This is a genomic window from Streptomyces sp. NPDC101166, assembly GCF_044768125.1.
GTDB lineage: Bacteria > Actinomycetota > Actinomycetes > Streptomycetales > Streptomycetaceae > Streptomyces.
This window is the reverse complement of record NZ_JBIWPF010000009.1, coordinates 166,514-185,080: the sequence shown is the minus strand read 5'-3', so window position 1 is coordinate 185,080 and position 18,567 is coordinate 166,514. Positions and strand designations below refer to the sequence as shown.

General features: G+C 72.8%; 14 protein-coding genes and 1 tRNA gene. 8 read left to right on the top strand and 7 right to left on the bottom strand.

The features are described 5' to 3' along the window. The first annotated feature begins 171 nt into the window (after positions 1–171). Positions 172–873, top strand: coding sequence for a SigE family RNA polymerase sigma factor (locus ACIRS4_RS18175; RefSeq protein WP_404196510.1), 702 nt, complete (start codon positions 172–174; stop codon positions 871–873). A 137-nt stretch (positions 874–1,010) separates the two neighbouring features. Then, positions 1,011–2,057: a hypothetical protein gene (locus ACIRS4_RS18170; RefSeq protein ID WP_404196507.1), complete on the top strand. Its 1,047-nt coding sequence runs from the start codon at positions 1,011–1,013 to the stop codon at positions 2,055–2,057. Here ACIRS4_RS18170 and ACIRS4_RS18165 read toward each other — a convergent pair. Further along, positions 2,027–2,851 (bottom strand): SURF1 family protein, encoded by an 825-nt coding sequence (locus ACIRS4_RS18165; RefSeq protein ID WP_404196504.1) that lies wholly within the window; start codon positions 2,849–2,851, stop codon positions 2,027–2,029. The genes ACIRS4_RS18170 and ACIRS4_RS18165 overlap by 31 nt on opposite strands. Positions 2,852–2,984: 133 nt before the next feature. Here ACIRS4_RS18165 and ACIRS4_RS18160 point away from each other — a divergent pair, with 133 nt between their 5' ends. Further along, positions 2,985–4,799 (top strand): prolyl oligopeptidase family serine peptidase, encoded by a 1,815-nt coding sequence (locus ACIRS4_RS18160; protein ID WP_404196501.1) that lies wholly within the window; start codon positions 2,985–2,987, stop codon positions 4,797–4,799. 136 nt (positions 4,800–4,935) lie between these two features. On the opposite strand, the gene ACIRS4_RS18155 is transcribed toward ACIRS4_RS18160, so the two are convergent. Further along, positions 4,936–6,870 (bottom strand): NAD-binding protein, encoded by a 1,935-nt coding sequence (locus ACIRS4_RS18155; protein WP_404196825.1) that lies wholly within the window; start codon positions 6,868–6,870, stop codon positions 4,936–4,938. A 190-nt stretch (positions 6,871–7,060) separates the two neighbouring features. Here ACIRS4_RS18155 and ACIRS4_RS18150 point away from each other — a divergent pair, with 190 nt between their 5' ends. The 3 genes from ACIRS4_RS18150 to ACIRS4_RS18140 all read left to right on the top strand — a co-directional run bounded on the left by ACIRS4_RS18150 (position 7,061) and on the right by ACIRS4_RS18140 (position 9,856). Further along, a complete protein-coding gene (locus ACIRS4_RS18150; RefSeq protein WP_404196499.1) occupies positions 7,061–8,110 on the top strand; it encodes a permease in 1,050 nt (349 codons plus the stop codon). Further along, entirely contained in the window at positions 8,107–8,823 is a 717-nt protein-coding gene (locus ACIRS4_RS18145; RefSeq protein ID WP_404196497.1) for a TIGR03943 family putative permease subunit, read from the top strand. Before ACIRS4_RS18150 ends, ACIRS4_RS18145 begins: the two co-directional genes overlap by 4 nt. 169 nt (positions 8,824–8,992) lie before the next feature. Further along, a complete protein-coding gene (locus ACIRS4_RS18140) occupies positions 8,993–9,856 on the top strand; it encodes a hypothetical protein (protein ID WP_404196494.1) in 864 nt (287 codons plus the stop codon). 47 nt (positions 9,857–9,903) lie between these two features. On the opposite strand, the gene ACIRS4_RS18135 is transcribed toward ACIRS4_RS18140, so the two are convergent. The 3 genes from ACIRS4_RS18135 to ACIRS4_RS18125 all read right to left on the bottom strand — a co-directional run bounded on the left by ACIRS4_RS18135 (position 9,904) and on the right by ACIRS4_RS18125 (position 13,127). Continuing rightward, positions 9,904–11,196: a sugar ABC transporter permease gene (locus tag ACIRS4_RS18135; RefSeq protein ID WP_404196491.1), complete on the bottom strand. Its 1,293-nt coding sequence runs from the start codon at positions 11,194–11,196 to the stop codon at positions 9,904–9,906. Further along, on the bottom strand, positions 11,187–11,942 hold the full coding sequence (locus ACIRS4_RS18130; protein WP_130438561.1) for an ATP-binding cassette domain-containing protein: 756 nt from the start codon (positions 11,940–11,942) through the stop codon (positions 11,187–11,189). Before ACIRS4_RS18130 ends, ACIRS4_RS18135 begins: the two co-directional genes overlap by 10 nt. A gap of 72 nt (positions 11,943–12,014) precedes the next feature. After that, positions 12,015–13,127 carry a sugar ABC transporter substrate-binding protein gene (locus ACIRS4_RS18125; protein ID WP_404196489.1) on the bottom strand — a complete coding sequence of 371 codons (1,113 nt, stop codon included), beginning with the start codon at positions 13,125–13,127 and terminating at the stop codon, positions 12,015–12,017. 202 nt (positions 13,128–13,329) lie between these two features. Here ACIRS4_RS18125 and ACIRS4_RS18120 point away from each other — a divergent pair, with 202 nt between their 5' ends. Both ACIRS4_RS18120 and ACIRS4_RS18115 read left to right on the top strand, forming a co-directional pair. Further along, a complete protein-coding gene (locus tag ACIRS4_RS18120) occupies positions 13,330–14,220 on the top strand; it encodes a hypothetical protein (protein WP_404196486.1) in 891 nt (296 codons plus the stop codon). Between the two features lie 149 nt (positions 14,221–14,369). Beyond that, on the top strand, positions 14,370–16,370 hold the full coding sequence (locus ACIRS4_RS18115; protein ID WP_404196484.1) for a hypothetical protein: 2,001 nt from the start codon (positions 14,370–14,372) through the stop codon (positions 16,368–16,370). Between the two features lie 138 nt (positions 16,371–16,508). Here the strand turns inward: ACIRS4_RS18115 and ACIRS4_RS18110 are convergent, their stop codons facing one another. Both ACIRS4_RS18110 and ACIRS4_RS18105 read right to left on the bottom strand, forming a co-directional pair. Further along, positions 16,509–18,326 carry a hypothetical protein gene (locus ACIRS4_RS18110; protein WP_404196481.1) on the bottom strand — a complete coding sequence of 606 codons (1,818 nt, stop codon included), beginning with the start codon at positions 18,324–18,326 and terminating at the stop codon, positions 16,509–16,511. A gap of 93 nt (positions 18,327–18,419) precedes the next feature. Further along, positions 18,420–18,493: transfer RNA gene (locus ACIRS4_RS18105), tRNA-Pro, on the bottom strand. Positions 18,494–18,567: the final 74 nt, after the last annotated feature.

Genomic DNA, 18,567 nt, shown 5'->3' with positions numbered 1-18,567 from the left:
GCCCGTTCATATGGGATACAGGGGAAGAGCGGGACACATGAGGGCATGTGAGACGCCGTCAGTGGTGCTGCCGGGTGCGCGACGCGGGTGCGGGACGCCGGTGGGGGCGACACGCCCTGATGCCGTGGCCGGCGCGTACAACCATCGAGGGGGCGAGCGTGTCCAACTGACGTGGCAGAGGTACTCGACTTCCCTGTGGCGGCGCGCGCCGCGGTCCTGCGGCCGCCCCGCGCCGTCCTTCGCCCCCGCCTGCCCGGCGGGCGCGGCGGCATGCCGGTGATCGCCCCCATGCCCGCAGCGCGGCCCGCCCGGATACCCGGCCAGCCCGGGCCCCAGGGCGGCGTCGAGCCCTCCGAGGCCGCCGCGGACGCCGTGGCGGCGGGCACCACCGTCGACCACCTCACCGAGACCTACCGGGCCCACTACCGCTCGCTGCTCGGTCTCGCCGCCCTCCTCCTCGACGACACCGCCTCCTGCGAGGACGTCGTCCAGGAGGCCTTCATCCGCGTCCACTCCGCGCGGGGGCGCGTCCGCGACCCGGAGAAGACCCTGGCCTACCTGCGTCAGACGGTCGTCAACCTCTCCCGCTCCGCCCTGCGCCGCCGCATCCTCGGACTGAAGCTGCTGTCCAAGCCGATGCCGGACATGGCCAGCGCCGAGGAGGGCGCGTACGACCAGTTGGAGCGCGACTCGCTCATCAAGGCGATGAAGGGCCTCCAGCGCCGCCAGCGCGAGGTGCTCGTGCTGCGCTACTTCGCCGACATGACCGAGGCGCAGGTCGCCGAGACCCTCGGGATATCGCTGGGCTCCGTCAAGGCCTACGGCTCCCGCGGCATCGCCGCCCTGCGCGTCGCCATGGAGGAGCCGGCGTGAGCGGCCAGGGGGAGCCGGACCCACACCGGCGGCACGAGCCGGACGAGCCGGCCGGGCGGCAGGACGAGCCGGCCCGGCCGCCGCACGGGCGGCCGCACACGCAACAGCCGAACCACTCGCACGCTGGGAACGCAACCGTGAACCACCACCTCGACGAACAGAGCCCCGACGGGCTCGACTCGGACGAGCTGGCACTGCGCCGCATGCTCCACCAGGCGGTCCAGGAGATGGAACCGCGCGACGGGGCGCTGGACCACCTGCGGCGGGCCGTGCCCGTCCGCAGGGCCCGCAAGCGGCAGGCCGCCGTCGGCATCGCCGCCGCCGCCCTCTTCGTCGTCACCGCCGTCCCGGCCGCCCTGCACGTCTCGAACTCCGACGGCCCGGAGGCCAATCCCGCCATCGCCGGCCAGGCCTCCCGGGCCCAGGGCGACGACGGCGCGAGCAAGCTCCCCGACGGCGGCGCCTCGGGCACGGCCCACGCCGCCGACGGCAGCCCCGGCCAGAAGGACGAGGACACCGGCAAGGGCGACGAACAGGACAAGGAGACCGGCAGCGCGACGGGCGCCACCACCGGCGCCGGCCCCTCCTCCTCCGGCGAGGCCACCGCCCCCGCCTGCACGTCCTCCCAGCTCGGCTCCGCCACCGCCGGCGTCGACGCCCCCGACGCGACGGGCGTGGTCTACGGCCGCTTCCACGTCGTCAACGTCTCCGACCACGGCTGCACCGTCGGCGGCGCGGTTTCCCTGACGCCCACCGCCCAGGGCGCCGCCGACCCCGCGAAGGTCGGCGTCGTCGAGTACGCCGCCGGCGGCCAGGCCCCCCAGCTGCCCGGCCCCTCCCTCTACGCCTCCCGGCTGACCCTCGCCCCGGGCGCGGCGTACGACGTGAAGTTCGCCTGGGTCCCCGCCGAGACCTGCCCCACCCCGGGCGGCGGCACCGGCGGCGACACGGGTGGCGGCGGCACGGCCTCGCCCGACCCCAGTCCGAGCGAGCAGAACAGCGGCACCGCCTCGGCCGGCGCCGGCGAGGGCACGGCCCCGCAGCTGCTCGTCGAGGACGGCACGGCCGACGGCAGCGTCCTGCTGACGTACACCGCCGAGGGCGGCGGCCCGGCCGTCTCGACGACGGTCACGAACGCCTGCGCGGGCACGGTCTACCGGACGGGCGTGCTGGCGTCCTCCTGAACGGCCGGGTCCGCGCCGGCCCCCGCCCGGTCGTCCTGCGGGACGATCCCGAGCGCGGTGTCGCGTGCGAACTCCACCTCGCGGCGCACCAGCCGGAACCACATGAACACCACGAACCCGGCGAACACGAACCACTCGCCGGTGTACCCGAGGTTCTGGAACGCCTTCAGGTCCAGTCCCGTGCCGGCCGGCGCGGTCGCCGGCACCGCCTTCATCCCCGAGTCGGCGGTGTCGAGGGTCACCCAGGCGTCGTACAGGTCGTAGGAGACCAGGTTGACCAGGGACGCCGCGCTGATCGCGCCCGTCTGCCCGGCAGGCAGGCCCCCGCGCGCGCTCACGCCGTTGTCGCCGGGCGTCTCGGACGCCTGGAGCGCGCCGGTGACGGTGACCTCGCCGGCGGGCGGCGCCGGGGCCTTCGCCGCGTCGGCGGCGCCGGGCAGCCAGCCGCGCACCACGGGCAGCGCCCTGCCGCCGTCCGTCCGCAGCAGCGTCAACACGTAGAAGCCCCGCCGGCCGTCCAGCTCGCGGTCGGGCACCAGCAGCTGTTCGCCGTACCGGCCGGTCGCGGTGACCCGCTTTCCGGAGGTCGCCTTGTCCACGGGCAGCATCTCGGCGAGCGGCCGCGGCGCCTCCTCGCGGGCCGACGCCACCTGCGCCTCGGCGGTGCGCTGGTCGTCGACGCGCGTCTCGAACCGGCTCAGCTGCCAGGACCCCATGAAGACGCAGAAGGGGACGGCCAGCAGCACGAAGACGTTGATCCCCCACCAGCGGGGCGTCAGCAGGAACCGGTACACGCCCTCAACGGTACGGGGCAAGCGCGGCGCGGCGGGCCGCGGGGTGTGGACGAACGGCGAGGCATGGGCAAAGTTGTCCACAGGCTGGGGGCCGCGGGGATTACTTGTCGCTCTGGGCAGGCAGTATGGGGCCATGACTGAGAGCAACGGGTCCGCCGCGCCACAGCGGCACGAGGAGACGCCGGACTGGGAGAGGCGCTTCAGGGCGCCCCGGGTGTCGCTGCCCGACTGGGCCGAGGACGCGCCGGACCGCTCCCTGTTCGTGTCGAACGCGACGGGGACGTACGAGCTGTACGCGTGGGACCGGTCGACGGGCGAGCGGCGCCAGGCGACGAACCGGGCGAACGGCACCACGGACGGCGTGCTCTCCCCGGACGGCGCCTGGATCTGGTGGTTCGACGACAAGGACGGCGACGAGTTCGGCGTCTGGCGCCGCCAGCCCTTCGAGGGCGGCGAGGACGAACTGGCCACCCCCGGCCTGGACCCCTCCTACCCCGCGGGCCTGGCCCTGGGCCGGGACGGCCGTACGGCGGTCGTGGGCCGCTCCACCGACGAGGACGGCACCACGATCCACGTGGCTCGCGTCGGGGAGCCCCCGTTCGAGCTGTACCGCCACCGCGAGTCGGCGGGCGTGGGCGACCTCTCCCACGACGGCTCGCTCATCGCGATCGAGCACACCGAGCACGGCGACGCGATGCACTCCGCGCTGCGCGTCCTGCGCCCGGACGGCACGACGGTCGCCGAACTGGACGACACCCGGGGCGGCACCGAGGAACTGGGCCTCGAGGTGCTGGGCTTCGCCCCGGTCGACGGCGACACCCGGCTGCTGATCGGCCATCAGCGCAGGGGCCGCTGGGAGCCGATGGTGTGGGACGTGGCGACCGGCGAGGAGAGCGACCTGGCCCTGGACCTGCCGGGCGACGTCAGCGCCGAGTGGTACCCGGACGGCTCGGGCCTCCTCGTCGCGCACAGCTTCGAGGCGCGCAGCGAACTGTTCCGCTACGACCTGGCCCGCCGCGAGCTGGTGCGGGTGCCGACCCCGCCGGGCACCGTGTCGGGGGCGACGGCCCGCCCCGACGGCAGCGTGGAGTACCTCTGGTCCTGCGCGGCCCAGCCGCCCGCGGTGCGCTCCACGAGCGGCGGGGTGGTCCTCGACCCGCCCGGGCCGAAGTCGCCGGGTTCGGTGCCGGTGGAGGACGTATGGGTGGAGGGCCCTGGCGGCCGGATCCACGCCCTGGTCCAGAAGCCGGCGGGCGCCACCGGCCCGCTGCCGACCGTCTTCGACATCCACGGCGGCCCCACCTGGCACGACAGCGACTCCTTCGCGGCGGCCCCGGCGGCCTGGGTGGACCACGGCTACGCCGTGATCCGCGTCAACTACCGGGGCTCCACCGGGTACGGCCGGGCCTGGACCGACGCGCTGAAGCACCGGGTCGGCCTGATCGAGCTGGAGGACATCGCCGCCGTCCGCGAGTGGGCGGTCTCCTCGGGCCTCGCCGACCCGGCGCGCCTGATCCTCACCGGCGGCTCCTGGGGCGGCTACCTCACCCTGCTCGGCCTCGGCGTGCAGCCCGACGCGTGGGCGGTCGGCATCGCGGCGGTCCCGGTCGCCGACTACGTCACGGCCTACCACGACGAGATGGAGGCCCTGAAGGCGATGGACCGCACGCTGCTCGGCGGCACCCCGGAGGAGGTCCCGGAACGCTTCGCGGCCTCGTCGCCCCTGACGTACGTCGACGACGTCAAGGCGCCGGTCTACATCTCCGCCGGGGTCAACGACCCCCGCTGCCCGATCCGCCAGATCGACAACTACGTCAAACGCCTGGAGTCCCGCGGCGCCCCCCACGAGGTCTACCGCTACGACGCGGGCCACGGCTCCCTGGTGGTCGACGAACGGATCAAACAGGTCCGCCTGGAACTGGAATTCGCGGAGCGGTACCTGCGGTAGGCGGCGCAAGGCCGGGTACGGGTGGGTGGGGGCCGGTCGCGCAGTCCCCCGCGCCCCTGGGGGTCGCCGTCACCGGCGCCGCCAGCGCGGGCGAGCGACGCCCACCCCCGGCCTGCCCCGGCCCCGGCCGCACAAGCTACCGCCGCCCCCGCCGCCCCAACAGCTCCGCCAACCCGCGCCGAGTGGCCGCCAGCACCACCCGGTCCGCCGCCCGCAGCACGTACGACTCGGGCAGGTCCCACACCAGCCCGCCGTCCTCCCCCCGGTCCAGCGCCAGCACCCGCCAGTACCCCGCCCGAAACGCCTCCCCCACCGTCTTGCCCGCCAACTGCCCATGCCCCGCGACCTCCAGCGCGGCGAACAGCAACACCCGCCGCTCCACCGGAATCGCCCCCAGGATCTGCCGCCCCATCATCGCCCCCGCGAACGACGGGGCGGACAGATGCGACACACTGCGGCTCCGCGTCAACGCCTGCGGATGCGCCGCCCGCAACGTGCGGTACACCGCCGTCGCGAAGTCGTCGTCGTACAGCCGCAGCACCACCCGCAGATCCGGCCGCAGCGACCGCGCGTACAACGCCGCCTCGAGATTCGTCGTGTCCGAGCTGGTCACCGCGAGCAGCGCGTGCGCGCGGCGGATCTTCGCCGCCTCCAGCACCCCCTCCTGCGTGACGTCCCCCAGCACCACCGGCACCCGCAGCCGCCGCGCCACCGCGACCCCGCGCGCCTCCGGCGCCGCCTCGACGCACACCACCGGGATGTCCAGCTCCCGCAACCGCGTCAGCACCCGCGTGCCGATCTTCCCCAACCCGAGCAGCACGACATGCCCGCCCATCCCCCGGGGCGGCCGCCGAGGCGCCCCGGCCCCACGGAACGTCCCCAGCGCCTCCAGCACCGCGGCCAGCAGCACCGGCAGCAACAGCAACCCCATCAGCCCCGACAGGAGTTGCAGCACCTGCCGTTCGGTCGACGCGCCGATCGCCGGGTCGTTGATCGAGAACAGGTCCAGCAGCGTCAGATAGACCGCCCCCAGCGGATGGATCCCGGTCACCACCCACAACGCCACCGCCAGTGCCACCACGCACGCCACCAGCCCGGCGAGCGACCAGCGCAACCGCCGTGAGAACAGGGAGGCGAACGGCGCCACCACCGCGACGCCCCGCCCCGCGGGCGACCCGACCCCGGCCGCGTACGACACCTGCTCCAGCACCACGCTGCCCCGCCCCCGGGCGGCGGCCACCGTCGCCGCGTCCGGCAGCAGCAGCGGCCCCTGCTCCCCGCTGGCCTCCGAACCGTCCGCGAAGGACGGGTCGTTGCTCGTCGCGGACAGCAACGCCAGCGTGGCCGGACCGGAACCGGCCGGCCCGCCGGCGAGATCTCCGGCCTGCCCGGTCCGGGGCGGGGGCCGTTCGACGGCCCGCAGCATGAGCCGGTCCGTCTGGACGACCTTCGTGGTGCCGGCGACGGCGGTCGCCGCGAGCGCGGGCGCGGCGGTGTCGGCGTCGGACAGCACGGTGGTCGAGGCCTCCGCCGCGCCGCCGCCCCCGGCCCCGCCCGGGCCGCCGTCCCCGTCTCCTTCGCTGCCCACCGCCAACGCGGCTGCCTGATCCAGGAGTTCCTCTATGTGCTGGCCCAACCGCCGGTTGAACAGCCGCAGCACGAGCCGCAGCCTGGGGTTGAGCCGGCGGGCGGTCAGGGCGGCGCGGATGTTCGTCTCGTCGTCGTCGTACACGAGCGCCAGGGCGGCCGCCCGCTCCACCCCGGCCTCGGCGAGCACGGCCTCGGTCGGCTCGTCGGCTTCCAACACCTGCCGCGGACCGCCGGTTTCACCGCCCCCGGCGCCCGCTCCCGCGCCCGCCGCGGCGCCGCCGCCGTTGCCCGACGCCCGGTTGACGGCCGCGCTCACCACCCGGTCGAGCAGCGCCGCGGACACCGCACGGGCCCGCCCGACGACCGGCGGCCGTACCGTACGCTCGGCGGGCGGTACGACGAGGGTGACCTGCTCCTCGTAGACTCCCCGCAACTCGGCGGCCAGCCGGTGCGCGAGACCGTCGTCCCCGCACACCACCATGTGCCCGCCGGCGCCGCCCTGCGGCGCACCCTGATTCGGAACGCTCCCCACGAGGGAGAAGACTGCCTCACCGGGACGGGTGGTACCAGACGGCCGGTGAACGCGCGGACCCGCACGGCCGTATGGGACGGGCGGGGGACCAGCAGCAGGGCAGGGCGACAGCGCGAGGGAACCCGGAGGTGCCCCACCCGTGGCCATCACCAGAGCGACGGCTCCCCACCAGGGGGAAGCGGCGGCGCGTCCCGCCGACGACGCGGACGCAGAGGCCGGGCGGGCCGGCCGCGAACCCCGCCCCCGACTCACCTCCCCTCTCGCCCTCACCCTCCTGCTGCTCCTGACGGTGCTGCTCCAGAGCCCGCTGCGCCGCGCGCTGGCCGCGCCGGTGATGCAGAGCTGGACGACGGTCTTCGTGGCGGTGGTGATCCAGGCGCTGCCGTTCCTCGTCCTGGGCGTCCTGCTGTCGGCGGCGATCGCGGTCTACGTCCCCCCGTCGTTCTTCGCCCGCGCCCTGCCCCGCAGCCCCGCTCTCGCGGTCCCGGTGGCCGGCGTCGCGGGGGCGGTCCTGCCCGGCTGCGAGTGCGCGTCCGTACCGGTCGCCGGCGCCCTGGTCCGCCGGGGCGTCACCCCCGCCGCGGCCCTCGCCTTCCTGCTCTCCGCCCCCGCGATCAACCCGATCGTGCTGACGGCGACCGCCGTGGCCTTCCCGCGCGACCCCGAGATGGTGCTGGCCCGGTTCGTGGCGAGCCTCGCCGTGGCCTGCGCGATGGGCTGGCTCTGGCACCGGCTGGGCCGCACGGACTGGCTCCGCCCGCCCGCGCACCCGCCGCACGAGGGCCGCACCAAGGGCGCGGCGTTCTGGGACGCGGTCCGGCACGACGTCACGCACGCCGGCGGCTTCCTCGTCGTGGGCGCGATGGCGGCGGCGACGCTGAAGGCGCTCGCCCCGGAGAGCTGGCTGCGCACCGCCGCAGACAACCCCCTCGTCGCGATCCTCGCGCTGGCCGTGCTGGCCGTCATCCTGTCCATCTGCTCGGAGGCGGACGCCTTCGTCGCGGCGTCCCTGACACAGTTCTCGCTGACGGCCCGCCTCGCCTTCCTGGTCGTCGGCCCGATGATCGACCTGAAGCTGTTCGCGATGCAGGCGGGCACCTTCGGCCGGGGCTTCGCCCTGCGCTTCGCCCCGACGACGTTCGTCCTCGCGGTGGCGGGGGCGGCGCTGACCGGGGCGGTGCTCCTGTGAACCGCCTGGCCCAGTCGGCCGTCCTCTTCCTCCTCGGCGCGACCCTCCTGCACGCCGGCGCCACCGACCTCTACCTCCGCTACGTCAAGGCGGGCCTGCAACCCCTCCTCCTGGCCTCGGGCGCGGTCCTGGTGGCGACGGCCCTGGCCACGGCCTGGTACGAACGAGGCCGGCAGCGCGGCGCGGGGCACACCGAGGCCGCCCACCCCGAACCCCGGATCGCCTGGCTGCTGCTCCTGCCCCTCCTCGCCCTGATCCTGGTCGCCCCGCCCGCCCTCGGCTCCTACAGCGCCACCCGCACCGGCACGGCCCTCCAGGAACCGCCCGCCTACGCGGCCCTCCCGCCCACCGGTCCCCTGCGCCTGAGCGTGGTCGACTACGCGACCCGCGCCGCCTACGACCACGGCCGCACCCTCAGCGGCCGCCGCATCGAGATCACCGGCTTCCTCGCCCTGGACGCCGACGGCACGCCGTACCTCGTCCGCATGGCCCTCAACTGCTGTGCCGCCGACGCCCAGCCGGTCAAGATCGGCCTCACCGGCCGCATCCCCCCGGTCCTCCAGCCCGACACCTGGTTGCGCGTCACCGGCGCGTACACCCCCCGCCAGACCCGCGACCCGGTCAACGCCGGCCCGATCCCCTGGTTCGAGGCGACGACGGTCACGCCCACGACACAGCCCAGGGACCCCTACGACGAGTCGTGGAACAACTGAGGCGACCAGTCGCGCGACGGCGGACGCGGACTGTCGCGGAACGACGGGTGTGACGAGTCGTCACACGGCTGTGACATGGATCGCACTGTTCCGCGGCAGGTGATTTTTACCGTTGTCATCGCAGGTCAGCGAGACCGTCGCCGCAGATGCCAGGTAACCAGGAGCCGCCATGCGCCCCACCCTTCGTACCGCCTTCGCCACCGTCGCCCTCGTCGGCACGGCCCTAGCCTCCGTCGCCTCCGCGACCGCCGCGGTCGCCGCCGCTCCGGCCGTGCCCACGACGGACAAGGCGAACTGTGTCGCCGTCAAGACGGTCCCCTCCGCCTTCGGCGGCATGAAGGTCCGGTTGGTCAACAGCGCCGACGACGGCGCGTCCGCCAAGCTCCTGACCTCCCGGGGCGGCGTCGTCGCGACCGTCGACCAGAGCAGGCCCGTCAACCTGTCCAACGGCCTGAAGATCACCGGGGTGCTGAGCGCCAAGCCGGTGTTCCACCAGCGCAGCCAGGGCGGCTCCACCCCGTGGCAGGCCATCGCCTTCCCCGCGCTGTCCGCCGACTGCACCCAGCGCGGCAAGCTTGTCCGCACCGTGCGCCTCGACGCGCGGACGACCGCGCAGATCTTCCGGGTCTCCGCCGGCGGCCACTACCAGGCCCGCGTCTTCCAGGGCGGCAAGCTGATCCGCTTCCTCGACGCCGATGCCCGCTCCGGCGCCGCCCTGTTCGGCGGCCGCACGCTGGTGCTGACCCCCGACGGCACGACCCTGACCTGGACGGGCGCGGCCACCGCGGCCCACCCCCGTCCCGGCCGCTACAAGCTCGCCGACGGCTCGACCGTGAGGCTGGTCAAGCACAACGGCGTCTACGGGGTGCGCCTGACCACCGGCCACGGCACGTTCCCCGTGGCCTACGCCAAGGCCCGCCCCGTCGTCCTCCAGGACGACAACACGCTGGTCGTCCTGGCCGCCGACGGCACCGTCAGCAACTACATCCACGGCAAGTCCCGCCAGAAGGCCCCGGTGTACCTGGGCGCCTGACGTGGGGGAGGGGGGTGCCCGGCGGCACCCCCCTCGCCCTTTCCGCCTCAGGCCCGCCCGGGCGGGCTCGTGGTGCGTCGGGTCAACGCGTCGGCCACCACCGCCGTGTACAGCACCCCGCCCGTGATCATGAACTGCACGGGGGACGCCACGCCCATCAGGGACATGCCCGAGGCGATCGACTGGATGATGAGCACCCCCAGCAGCGCCGACCAGGCCGACCCGCGTCCGCCGAACAGGCTGGTGCCCCCGATGACGGCGGCGGCGATCGCGTTGATCAGCAGCATCCCGGAGCCCGGCACCTGGCTCGCCGAGGTGAGCCGGGACGCGACGAACAGCCCGCCGACGGCCGCCAGGGTCCCCGACACCATGAAGACCGCGATCCGTACGCGCGTCACGTCGACGCTGGCCCGCCGGGCCGCCTCCACGCCGCCGCCGAGCGCGAGGATCTGCCGGCCATAGGTCGTGCGGCGCAGGAAGAGGTCCGAGGCGGCGATGACCGCGAGGAAGACCAGCAGAGCCAGCGGCAGCCCTTCGAACCGGTCCAGGACGTGGACCACGGTGAACAGGACCGCCGCGAGGACGGCCGTACGCGCCCAGATCACGCCCGGCGGCCGGGACGGCATGCCGGCGGCCACCCGGCGCCGGCGCTCACGGCGGGCGGCGAGGAGGTACACGGCCGTGACGAGCGCCGCCAGCCCGTGGACGACGGGGCCGGAGCTGAAGTAGCGGCTGGTCAGCTGGGCGACCAGCCCGTCCTCGCTGAAGTTGACCGACGTGTCCGGACCCAGCAGGTACAGCATCACCCCGTTCCAGGCGAGCAGACCCGCGAGGGTGACGACGAACGCGGGCACGCCGATCCTGGCGAAGGAGAACCCGTGCAGGCCCCCGGCGGCGGCGCCGCAGCACAGCGCGGTGATCACGGCGAGCCATTCCGGCATCCCCAGGTTGACGTTCAGCGAGGCGAACACGGCGCCCGCGAGCCCGGCGAGCGAACCCACGGACAGATCGATCTCGCCGATGAGCAGCACGAACACGATCCCGACGGCCACCATGCCGGTGCCGACGATGTCCACGCTGAGCACGGACAGGTTGCGCGGGGAGAGGAAGTTCTCGTTGAGGCTCTGGAAGACCACCCAGATCACGGCGAGGGCGAGGAGGGCGGGGGCGGGACCGAGATCGCGCTCGTGCAGCCGCCGGCGGACGCCGTGGGCGACGTACGCCCGGACCCGCGCGGCCGCCCGCCGCCCGCCGTCCTTCTCCACCCGCCGCCCGCCGTTCGTCTCCGCCTCGCCGCCGGCGGCCCCCGGCCCGTCCCCCCGTCTCCCTCTCACGGCCACGCCTCCTCCGGGCGGGTGGGGCGGTGGCCCGCCGCGTTGTCGGCGGCGCCGGTGATGGAGGAGATGATCTGCTCCTGGGAGGCGGTGTTCACGTCGAAGACGCCGTTGTTGCGTCCGAGGCGCAGGACGGCCACCCGGTCGGCGACGGCCTTGATGTCGCCCATGTTGTGGCTGATGAGGAGGACGCCGAGGCCCCGGTCGCGCAGTTCCTCGATGAGGTCGAGGAGCTGACCGGTCTGCTCGACGCCCAGGGAGGCGGTGGGCTCGTCCAGCAGGAGCAGCCGGGGCGAGCCGAGGAGCGAGCGGGTGATCGCGACGACCTGCCGCTGCCCTCCGGACAGCGCGGCGACCGGCACGCGCACGTCGGGGATGCGGATGGAGAGCGTGTGCAGCAACTCGCGGGTGAGGCGCTCCATCTCCACCTCGTCGAGGACGCCGAACCGGTGGATCTCCCGGCCGAGGAAGAGGTTGCCGACGACGTCGAGGTTGTCGCACATCGCGAGGTCCTGGTAGACGGTCGCGATACCCAGGGCCTGGGCGTCCTGGGGGCGCCGGATCTGGATGGCGTCGCCCTGCCACTCGATGACGCCCCGGTCGGCCGGGCCGGCCCCGGAGATCACCTTGACCAGGGTGGACTTGCCGGCGGCGTTGTCGCCCATCAGGGCGACCACCTCCCCGGCCCTGATCTCCAGCTCGACGTCCACCAGCGCCTGTACGGCGGCGAACCGCTTGGACACGCCGCGCATCGCCAGAAGGGGCTGACCCTGGACGTGCCCTGGCACGGGGCCTGGCACGAGGCCACCTCCTTCCGTGAGCGCTCAGCCGGTGATCCCGGCCTCGTCGCACGCCGACCGAAGTCTAGGAGGGCATACCTGGTCGATGGTGTACATACCGTCCTTCACCACGGTGTCCTTGATGTTGTCGACGGTCACGGGGACCGAGGGGAGGAGGACCGACGGGATGTCGTCGGTGGTGGCGCTGTCGACGGTGCGGGTGGCGATGGACCCGACCGACTGCCCGCGTCCGAGAGCGACGGCCATCTGTACGGCGGCGTCGGCGGCGGGCTTGAAGGGCTTGTACACGGTCATGTACTGCTCGCCTCTGACGATGCGCCGTACGGCGACGAGGTCGGCGTCCTGACCGGTGACCGGGGGCAGGGGTCGGACCTCGGTGGCGTTGAGAGCGGAGATCACGGCGCCGGCGAGGGCGTCGTTGGCGGCCAGCACGCCGTCGATGCCGTTCGCGCCCAGCGCGGCGACGGCTCCGCGCATGTTGACGAAGGCGTTCTCCGGCCGCCAGTTGACCGTGTCGTACGACTCGCCGATCTTCACCTTGCCCTTGAGGACGGCGAGCGACCCTTCCTTGAACCACTCGGCGTTGGGATCGGTGGTGGCCCCGTTCATCATCACGATCTGCTCGCTCCGCCCCTCGGCCGCCATGGCCTTCAGCAGCCCTTGGGCCTGGAGCCTGCCCACCTCCGCGCCGTCGAAGGTCACGTACCCGGAGACCGGCCCCTGCGCGAGCCGGTCGTAGGCGACGACCGGGATGCCGGCCCGGTGCGCGGCCTCGACGGACGGACGCAGCAGCTCGGGATCGACGGCGGCGATGATCAGCACGTCCACACCCCTGGTGATCATCGACTCCAGCTGCTGCCGCTGAACGGCGGGATCGGGCGTGGCGGCGACCAGGGCCGCCGGGCAGTGCGGGCACAGCTCCTTGAGCTTCCCCTCGATCAGCGGCCGGTCGAACTGCCCGAACCGGGAGTCCCCGCCCCCGGGCAGCAGCAGCCCCACGGAAGGCCCGTCCCCACCCCCCTCCCCACACCCCCCGACCAGGCCCCAGGCCCCGACGACCACGACCGCCATGGCCACCCGGGCAAGCACCCTGCGCTTCACAGCCGCCAGACCACCACCGAGACCCACGAGACCCATCCGCGATTCCTGAGAAACCTACTGATACATCCCCTATATCCGATATAGGCAGAAGTAAAAGCTCGCCCTGTCCTTCACCCCCGCCGACTCCTCCACCCCGGGCGTCGGCAGCCCACGGCAACCTGGCGGGGTCTGAAGCCCTCTTCCCGGTCAGCCGATCGAAGGGGGCGCGCCGGCAGCCGTCCCCGTCCCGGGGGGAATCGTGTTACGCAACGCTGTCAGGGCCGTGGGCGTCGCCGCTCTCGTGTTCGTGCCGTCGCTGGGGCCGACGCAAGGGGCGTCGGCCGAGAGCGCGACCCCGCCCCGGGCCGACGGCCCGTCCGCGGCGGTCCGCCTGGAGTACCACGTGCCCCAGGGCAGGATCCTGGAGGCGGGCGACACCCTCTGGTTCAGCGTCCAGGGAATGCCGCCGGGGTGGGACACGGTCGAGATCACGTCCCCGGCCCTGGTGGAGCCGATCACCCTGACCCCCCTGAAGAAGGGGTCGGCGGAATCGGTCCAGACGAACAAGGCGGGCACGGAGCACCGCATCCGTCCGGGCCTGCGCCCGGGCCCCTACCCGGCCACCGCGACCAGCCACGGCCGTATCGTCGCCACCACGCGGCTGGAAGTCGCCGCCGAGGGCTCGGCGGAGATCAGCCGCTTCGTCATCGGCCCCGCAGACGCCTTCCCGGGCGGCGACGCCTCCGCTGCGGTACGGCCGGGGAGCGACGTCCGGCTGGTCCTCACCGATCTGCGAGCCGCGCCGGGGGAGAACTCCGTCACCGTCAGGTCACCCGTCTTCGACGCCCCGGTGACCCTCACGACCGGCAGCGCGGACGACCCGGGCTGCAAGTGCGACGACGGCGGCACGGTCTACGCGGGCCACGCCCGACTGCGAGGCGACGTGCCCGAGGGCCACTACCCCTTGACAGCGCTGAGCCACCACGGCCGACAGACCACGACCCGGCAGTTCACGGTCGCCGGCGAGCCCGTCCCGCACGGCTCCTCCCGGACGACCGCCGCCGCCGCGGCGGCCGCCACGGCGGCCCTCGCTTCCGTCGGCGTCCTCATCGTGCGCCGCCGTTCACGCAGGGCGGCGGCCTCCGCTTGACGGCGGTCGGAGCCTGAGGCGTCCTCGACGCCTCCCTCTGGTCACACCGTGCCCCACTCCGGCCGCGGCCGCCGCCGGAGTCAGTCGCCTCACACCCCGGAATGGGTCCCTTGCCCACCTTGCGCAGACGCAGACGAACCTCACGCCTCATGGCCCTCGCGGCCGGAACCGCCCTCGCCCTGGGAGCAGGACAGGGCCTGGCCGGAGCCCAGCCCCAGGACACAACGCCGGCTCCTCGCCCCTCCCTCGCGACGGCGACTTCCGGCGAACCCTCCGCCGGAACCGAGCCGTCGCTCTCCGTCGGCCCCGTGCCCTCCGACGACGCGGAAGAGCCCTCGGCCTCCGCGTCGGCGTCACCGAGCGCGAGCGGAACCGCGACCTCCGCGCCGGCTTCGAGTGCGGACCCGGGTGCGAGCGGGCCCTCCGGCACGGAAACCGGGGAGGACGAGTGGTCGGACGCGGACGCGCTCCGCTTCTGGACGCCCGAACGGATGGCCTCGGCCACCGACCCCGCCCCGCTCTCGCTGACGGCTGCTCCGAGCGCCGGCTCCGGGCCGTCGCGGGCAGCCGCAGCCGCAGCCGCATCCGCGGCGACGGCCGACATGCCGACCGCGGAGCACATCCTCGGGCTGAAGTCCGTAGGGACGATCTTCACCTACACCACGGAACCGGACACCGACCGGATGCGCGCCCACAAGTGCTCCGCCAGCGTGGTGGAGAGCCCGGGCCGCAACCTGATCCTGACCGCCGCGCACTGCTCCGGGGGCAAGGCTGTCTTCGTCCCGATGTACACCGCGGAACTCACGCTGGACAAGCAGCCGTTCGGCTTCCACCGGATCTCCGAGTGGTTCGCCGACAACCGGTACGTGCACACCAGCAAGAAACCCGTCTCCGACCTCGACTTCGCCTTCGGTCGGCTCGAGCCCTCGAAAAACGGCAGGCAGGCGCAGGACGTCGTGGGCGCGAACAAGCTGGTGCGCACGCCGGGTTATCTCAACAAGGTGACCATGGTCGGCTACCCCTCCAGCCACAACCCCGAGGACCACGCGGTGCGCTGCCCGACGCGGACGGAGGCGCTGCCCGGCTTCTACCAGATCCAGGCCAAGTGCCGCGGCATGTGGGGCGGCGTCTCCGGTGGCCCCTGGTTCTCCCAGGTCGACTGGGCGAAGGGCACCGGCGAGATCATCGGAAACGTCGGCGGCTACAACGGCGGCGGCAACGACGAGCAAGCGGACTGGCTCACCTACAGCCCCCTGCACGGCGACTGGTTCTTCCGTCTGTACGACGAGGCGAAGAACGATCAGCACGTCTCGCACGGTACCTCCTACGACCAGCCGCGGCTGCCGTACTCCATGGGGAGTGGTGAAACCTGGTCCCACGCCAAGTTGCTGGCCTCGGGTGAGTACACCGGTGACGGCAAGGGCGACCTGATCGTGGTGTGGACCGACGGCGAGGTCACCCTCTACACGGGCGGCGGCGACGGCGGTTTCATCGGCGAGCGGCGGCTGCCCGCGCCGGACGGCGTCTGGAAGGGCGTCAAAACCCTCACCGGCGGGGACTTCTCCGGTGGAAACGGCTCGGACCTGCTGGTGGTGTTCGAGTCCGGCGAGGTCAAGATTTTTCCCGATGTCGGTGCCAAGGGCCTGGGCGACGGGATCAGGCTGGCTGAAGCCGGTTCCATCTGGAACCACGCCGACCAGGTCGTCGGGGGCGGCTTCGGGACCGCGAAGCACGTCACCGACCTGCTGGTGCGCTGGAGTGACGGTGAGGTGACCGACTACACCGCAGTCGGCGACAAGGGGTTCGGCACCGAACACCAGTTGCTGAAGCCGAACGAACTCTGGGAGAAGGCCACTCTGGTGACCGCGGGCGACTTCACCGGGGGCGCCAACTGGGACACCCTGGTGCGCTGGTCCGACGGCAGGGTCGTCCAGTACCAGGAGACCGGCCCCGGCGGCCTCGGCCAGGAGGTCAAGATGGCCTCGGCCGACAGCATCTGGTCCCACGACGCGGCCATGACGGCGGGCAGCTACGACATCAACGGCTGGCCGGACGACCTCGTCGTCCGCTGGTCCGACGGTGAGACCAGCATGTACCTGCACACGGGCGCGACGTTCGGCGAGGAACGCATGCTCGTCGCCCCGAAGTAGCCCCTGGGATCCCCGCAGCCCCGTCAGGGGCCTGGTTCACCCACCGGATCAGGCCCCTGACGAGGTCCACGGATGGGCCGGCCACGAACTGGCCGGTCGGCTCGGGGCCTACTCGGCTTCGCGGTTCGTGGCCCCGCATCAAGTCGGTTCGGTAGAACTCGAGTCCTCACTCCCGCCGTTCTTGCCTGCCTCGACGGGGGCGCAGCACCGCCGTTGCAGCTCATCGCGTTCGACGTCCGGGATCGTCATCGACTCGGCAAGCACGGCGGCGAGCGCGGCCACTTGTGTGTGGTCCATGTCAGCGGGGAAGAGCCACCGGATGTTCTCGTCGCGTGTGATGAGGTCGATCGCCAAGCGCGCGCTCTTGTCATGTGTCGTCGTTGCTCGCACATATCGCACATATCGCACTTGGTCGACCGGGACGGCCTGACGGATCTCGGCTTGCTCGAGGAACGCGTTCGTCCTGGCGATGATGACGCGGCGGTTCGTGACGGCGACCAGTGTCCTTGCCGCAGCCTTGTCCCTCGCCGCCGCCAACTTCTCCTTCGCTCCGCCGACGATCGCGGAAATGGGGCCGAGGGAGTCCAACTGGTCGGGGAAGCCGAGGACACGCATGGTCTCACCGTCCTCGAGGAGCCATCGCAGGATGCGAAGGTACGGCTCGAGATCCAGCGATCCGGGTGCGCAGACGACCCCTGGAGCCTCGAGTGGAGGGGCCGGCGGATGGAGAGCGTCGGCAAGAGGCTCGATCGCTTCCAGAAGACGGGCGGAGGTCTCGCGGGCCGCCTTCACCTCCTTCCGCTTCCCCGGCAGCGGCCATGCGTCCGGTCCGGGGAGTTCTGCGGTGATCCGCAGCTCCCGCGTCAGCGCGTCGACGAGGCTCGTCGACTCGGCGAGAGCGGAGTCGAACTCCACGCGGGTGTCGCGCGCGATGACCTCGGCGTACTGCGCCTCTGCGGCGTCGTCGCGTCCAGCGGCTCTGGCCCTCGCGGCGCGGAGCGCGTGATACCCGGTCCACGCCTTGAGGGAAGACAGGAGGGCGTGGGCGTCGAAGGCGATCGCCTCGGCGTTCGTCTGCAGATACTCACGGTGGCTGCGGGCGTCGGTCCGACCGATCTGCCTGATGTGGTCGCGAACGTTCCCCTGACAGAGCTCAAGCTGCTTCTGCAGCAGTGCTCCACTGCCCGCGACGTCCTCCCACAAGGACGTAGGGACCGACTCGATCTCTCGCGCCTGGTCGACCGCGCGATCGATGGCGGCGACGAGCCCCGTCAGCTCGGCCCACTGATCCTTGCGGATGGCGGTGAGGACCTGACTTGTCACCGCGAGGTTGGTCCTCACGAGGCCCGAGACCTCACTCAGCATCATCTGAAGGCCGACCATGGCCAGCGCCGGCCCGATCGAGGCAGCGGTCTGCGCCTTGCTCACCGCATTCACGGAGTAGAAGCGGGCCTGGCGCAGGATGCGGCCAGGGACCATCACCGCTCCGAGGCTCCCGCCGTCCTTGACGGCGAGCGTCGCGCCGCTGTTCAGCAGGGCCTGTGTCGTGGCGTCGATCCTGTAGAGCCCCTGCACGCCGGAGAACACGCTTCCGAGATTGCCGACCAGCGTCGCTGTGTTCCCGCTCGAGGCGAGGATCGCGGAGATCTGCTTGCGGTCGGCAGCGGGCACGATCCCGAAGTCGATCAGGTCGGGCTTCAGCTCCGGCGGGACCTCACCGGCGACGACAGCCACCCCTGGGAGCACCTCCACCAGGACCGTCGACGCCGCCGTCGAGTCGATGTCCGGGTTGGGCGTCGGATCCCCCGCCCCAGGTGAGTCGGCGGTATCGACCTGACCGTGGCGCGAATCCGCACAGACTGGGGCCGACCGGAGTGACCCGGTTCGACCTCTGCCGTGGTCGGGGATGGCATCTTCGACGGCGTACCCCAGCGGCCGAAGTAACTCAGCAAGCACGTCAGAATCGGTAGTCACACGGCTGGACGCGCAATAACGCCAGAGGACCCCTTACCGATCCGGTAAGGGGTTCTCTGACCTGCTACTCAGCTGTCGGGGTGGCGGGATTTGAACCCACGACCTCTTCGTCCCGAACGAAGCGCGCTGCCAAGCTGCGCTACACCCCGATGTCACTGCTGTCGCGGTGACGTCGTTTACTTTAGCCCACTGGTGGCCGGAGACGAAATCCGGTTTTGCGGCG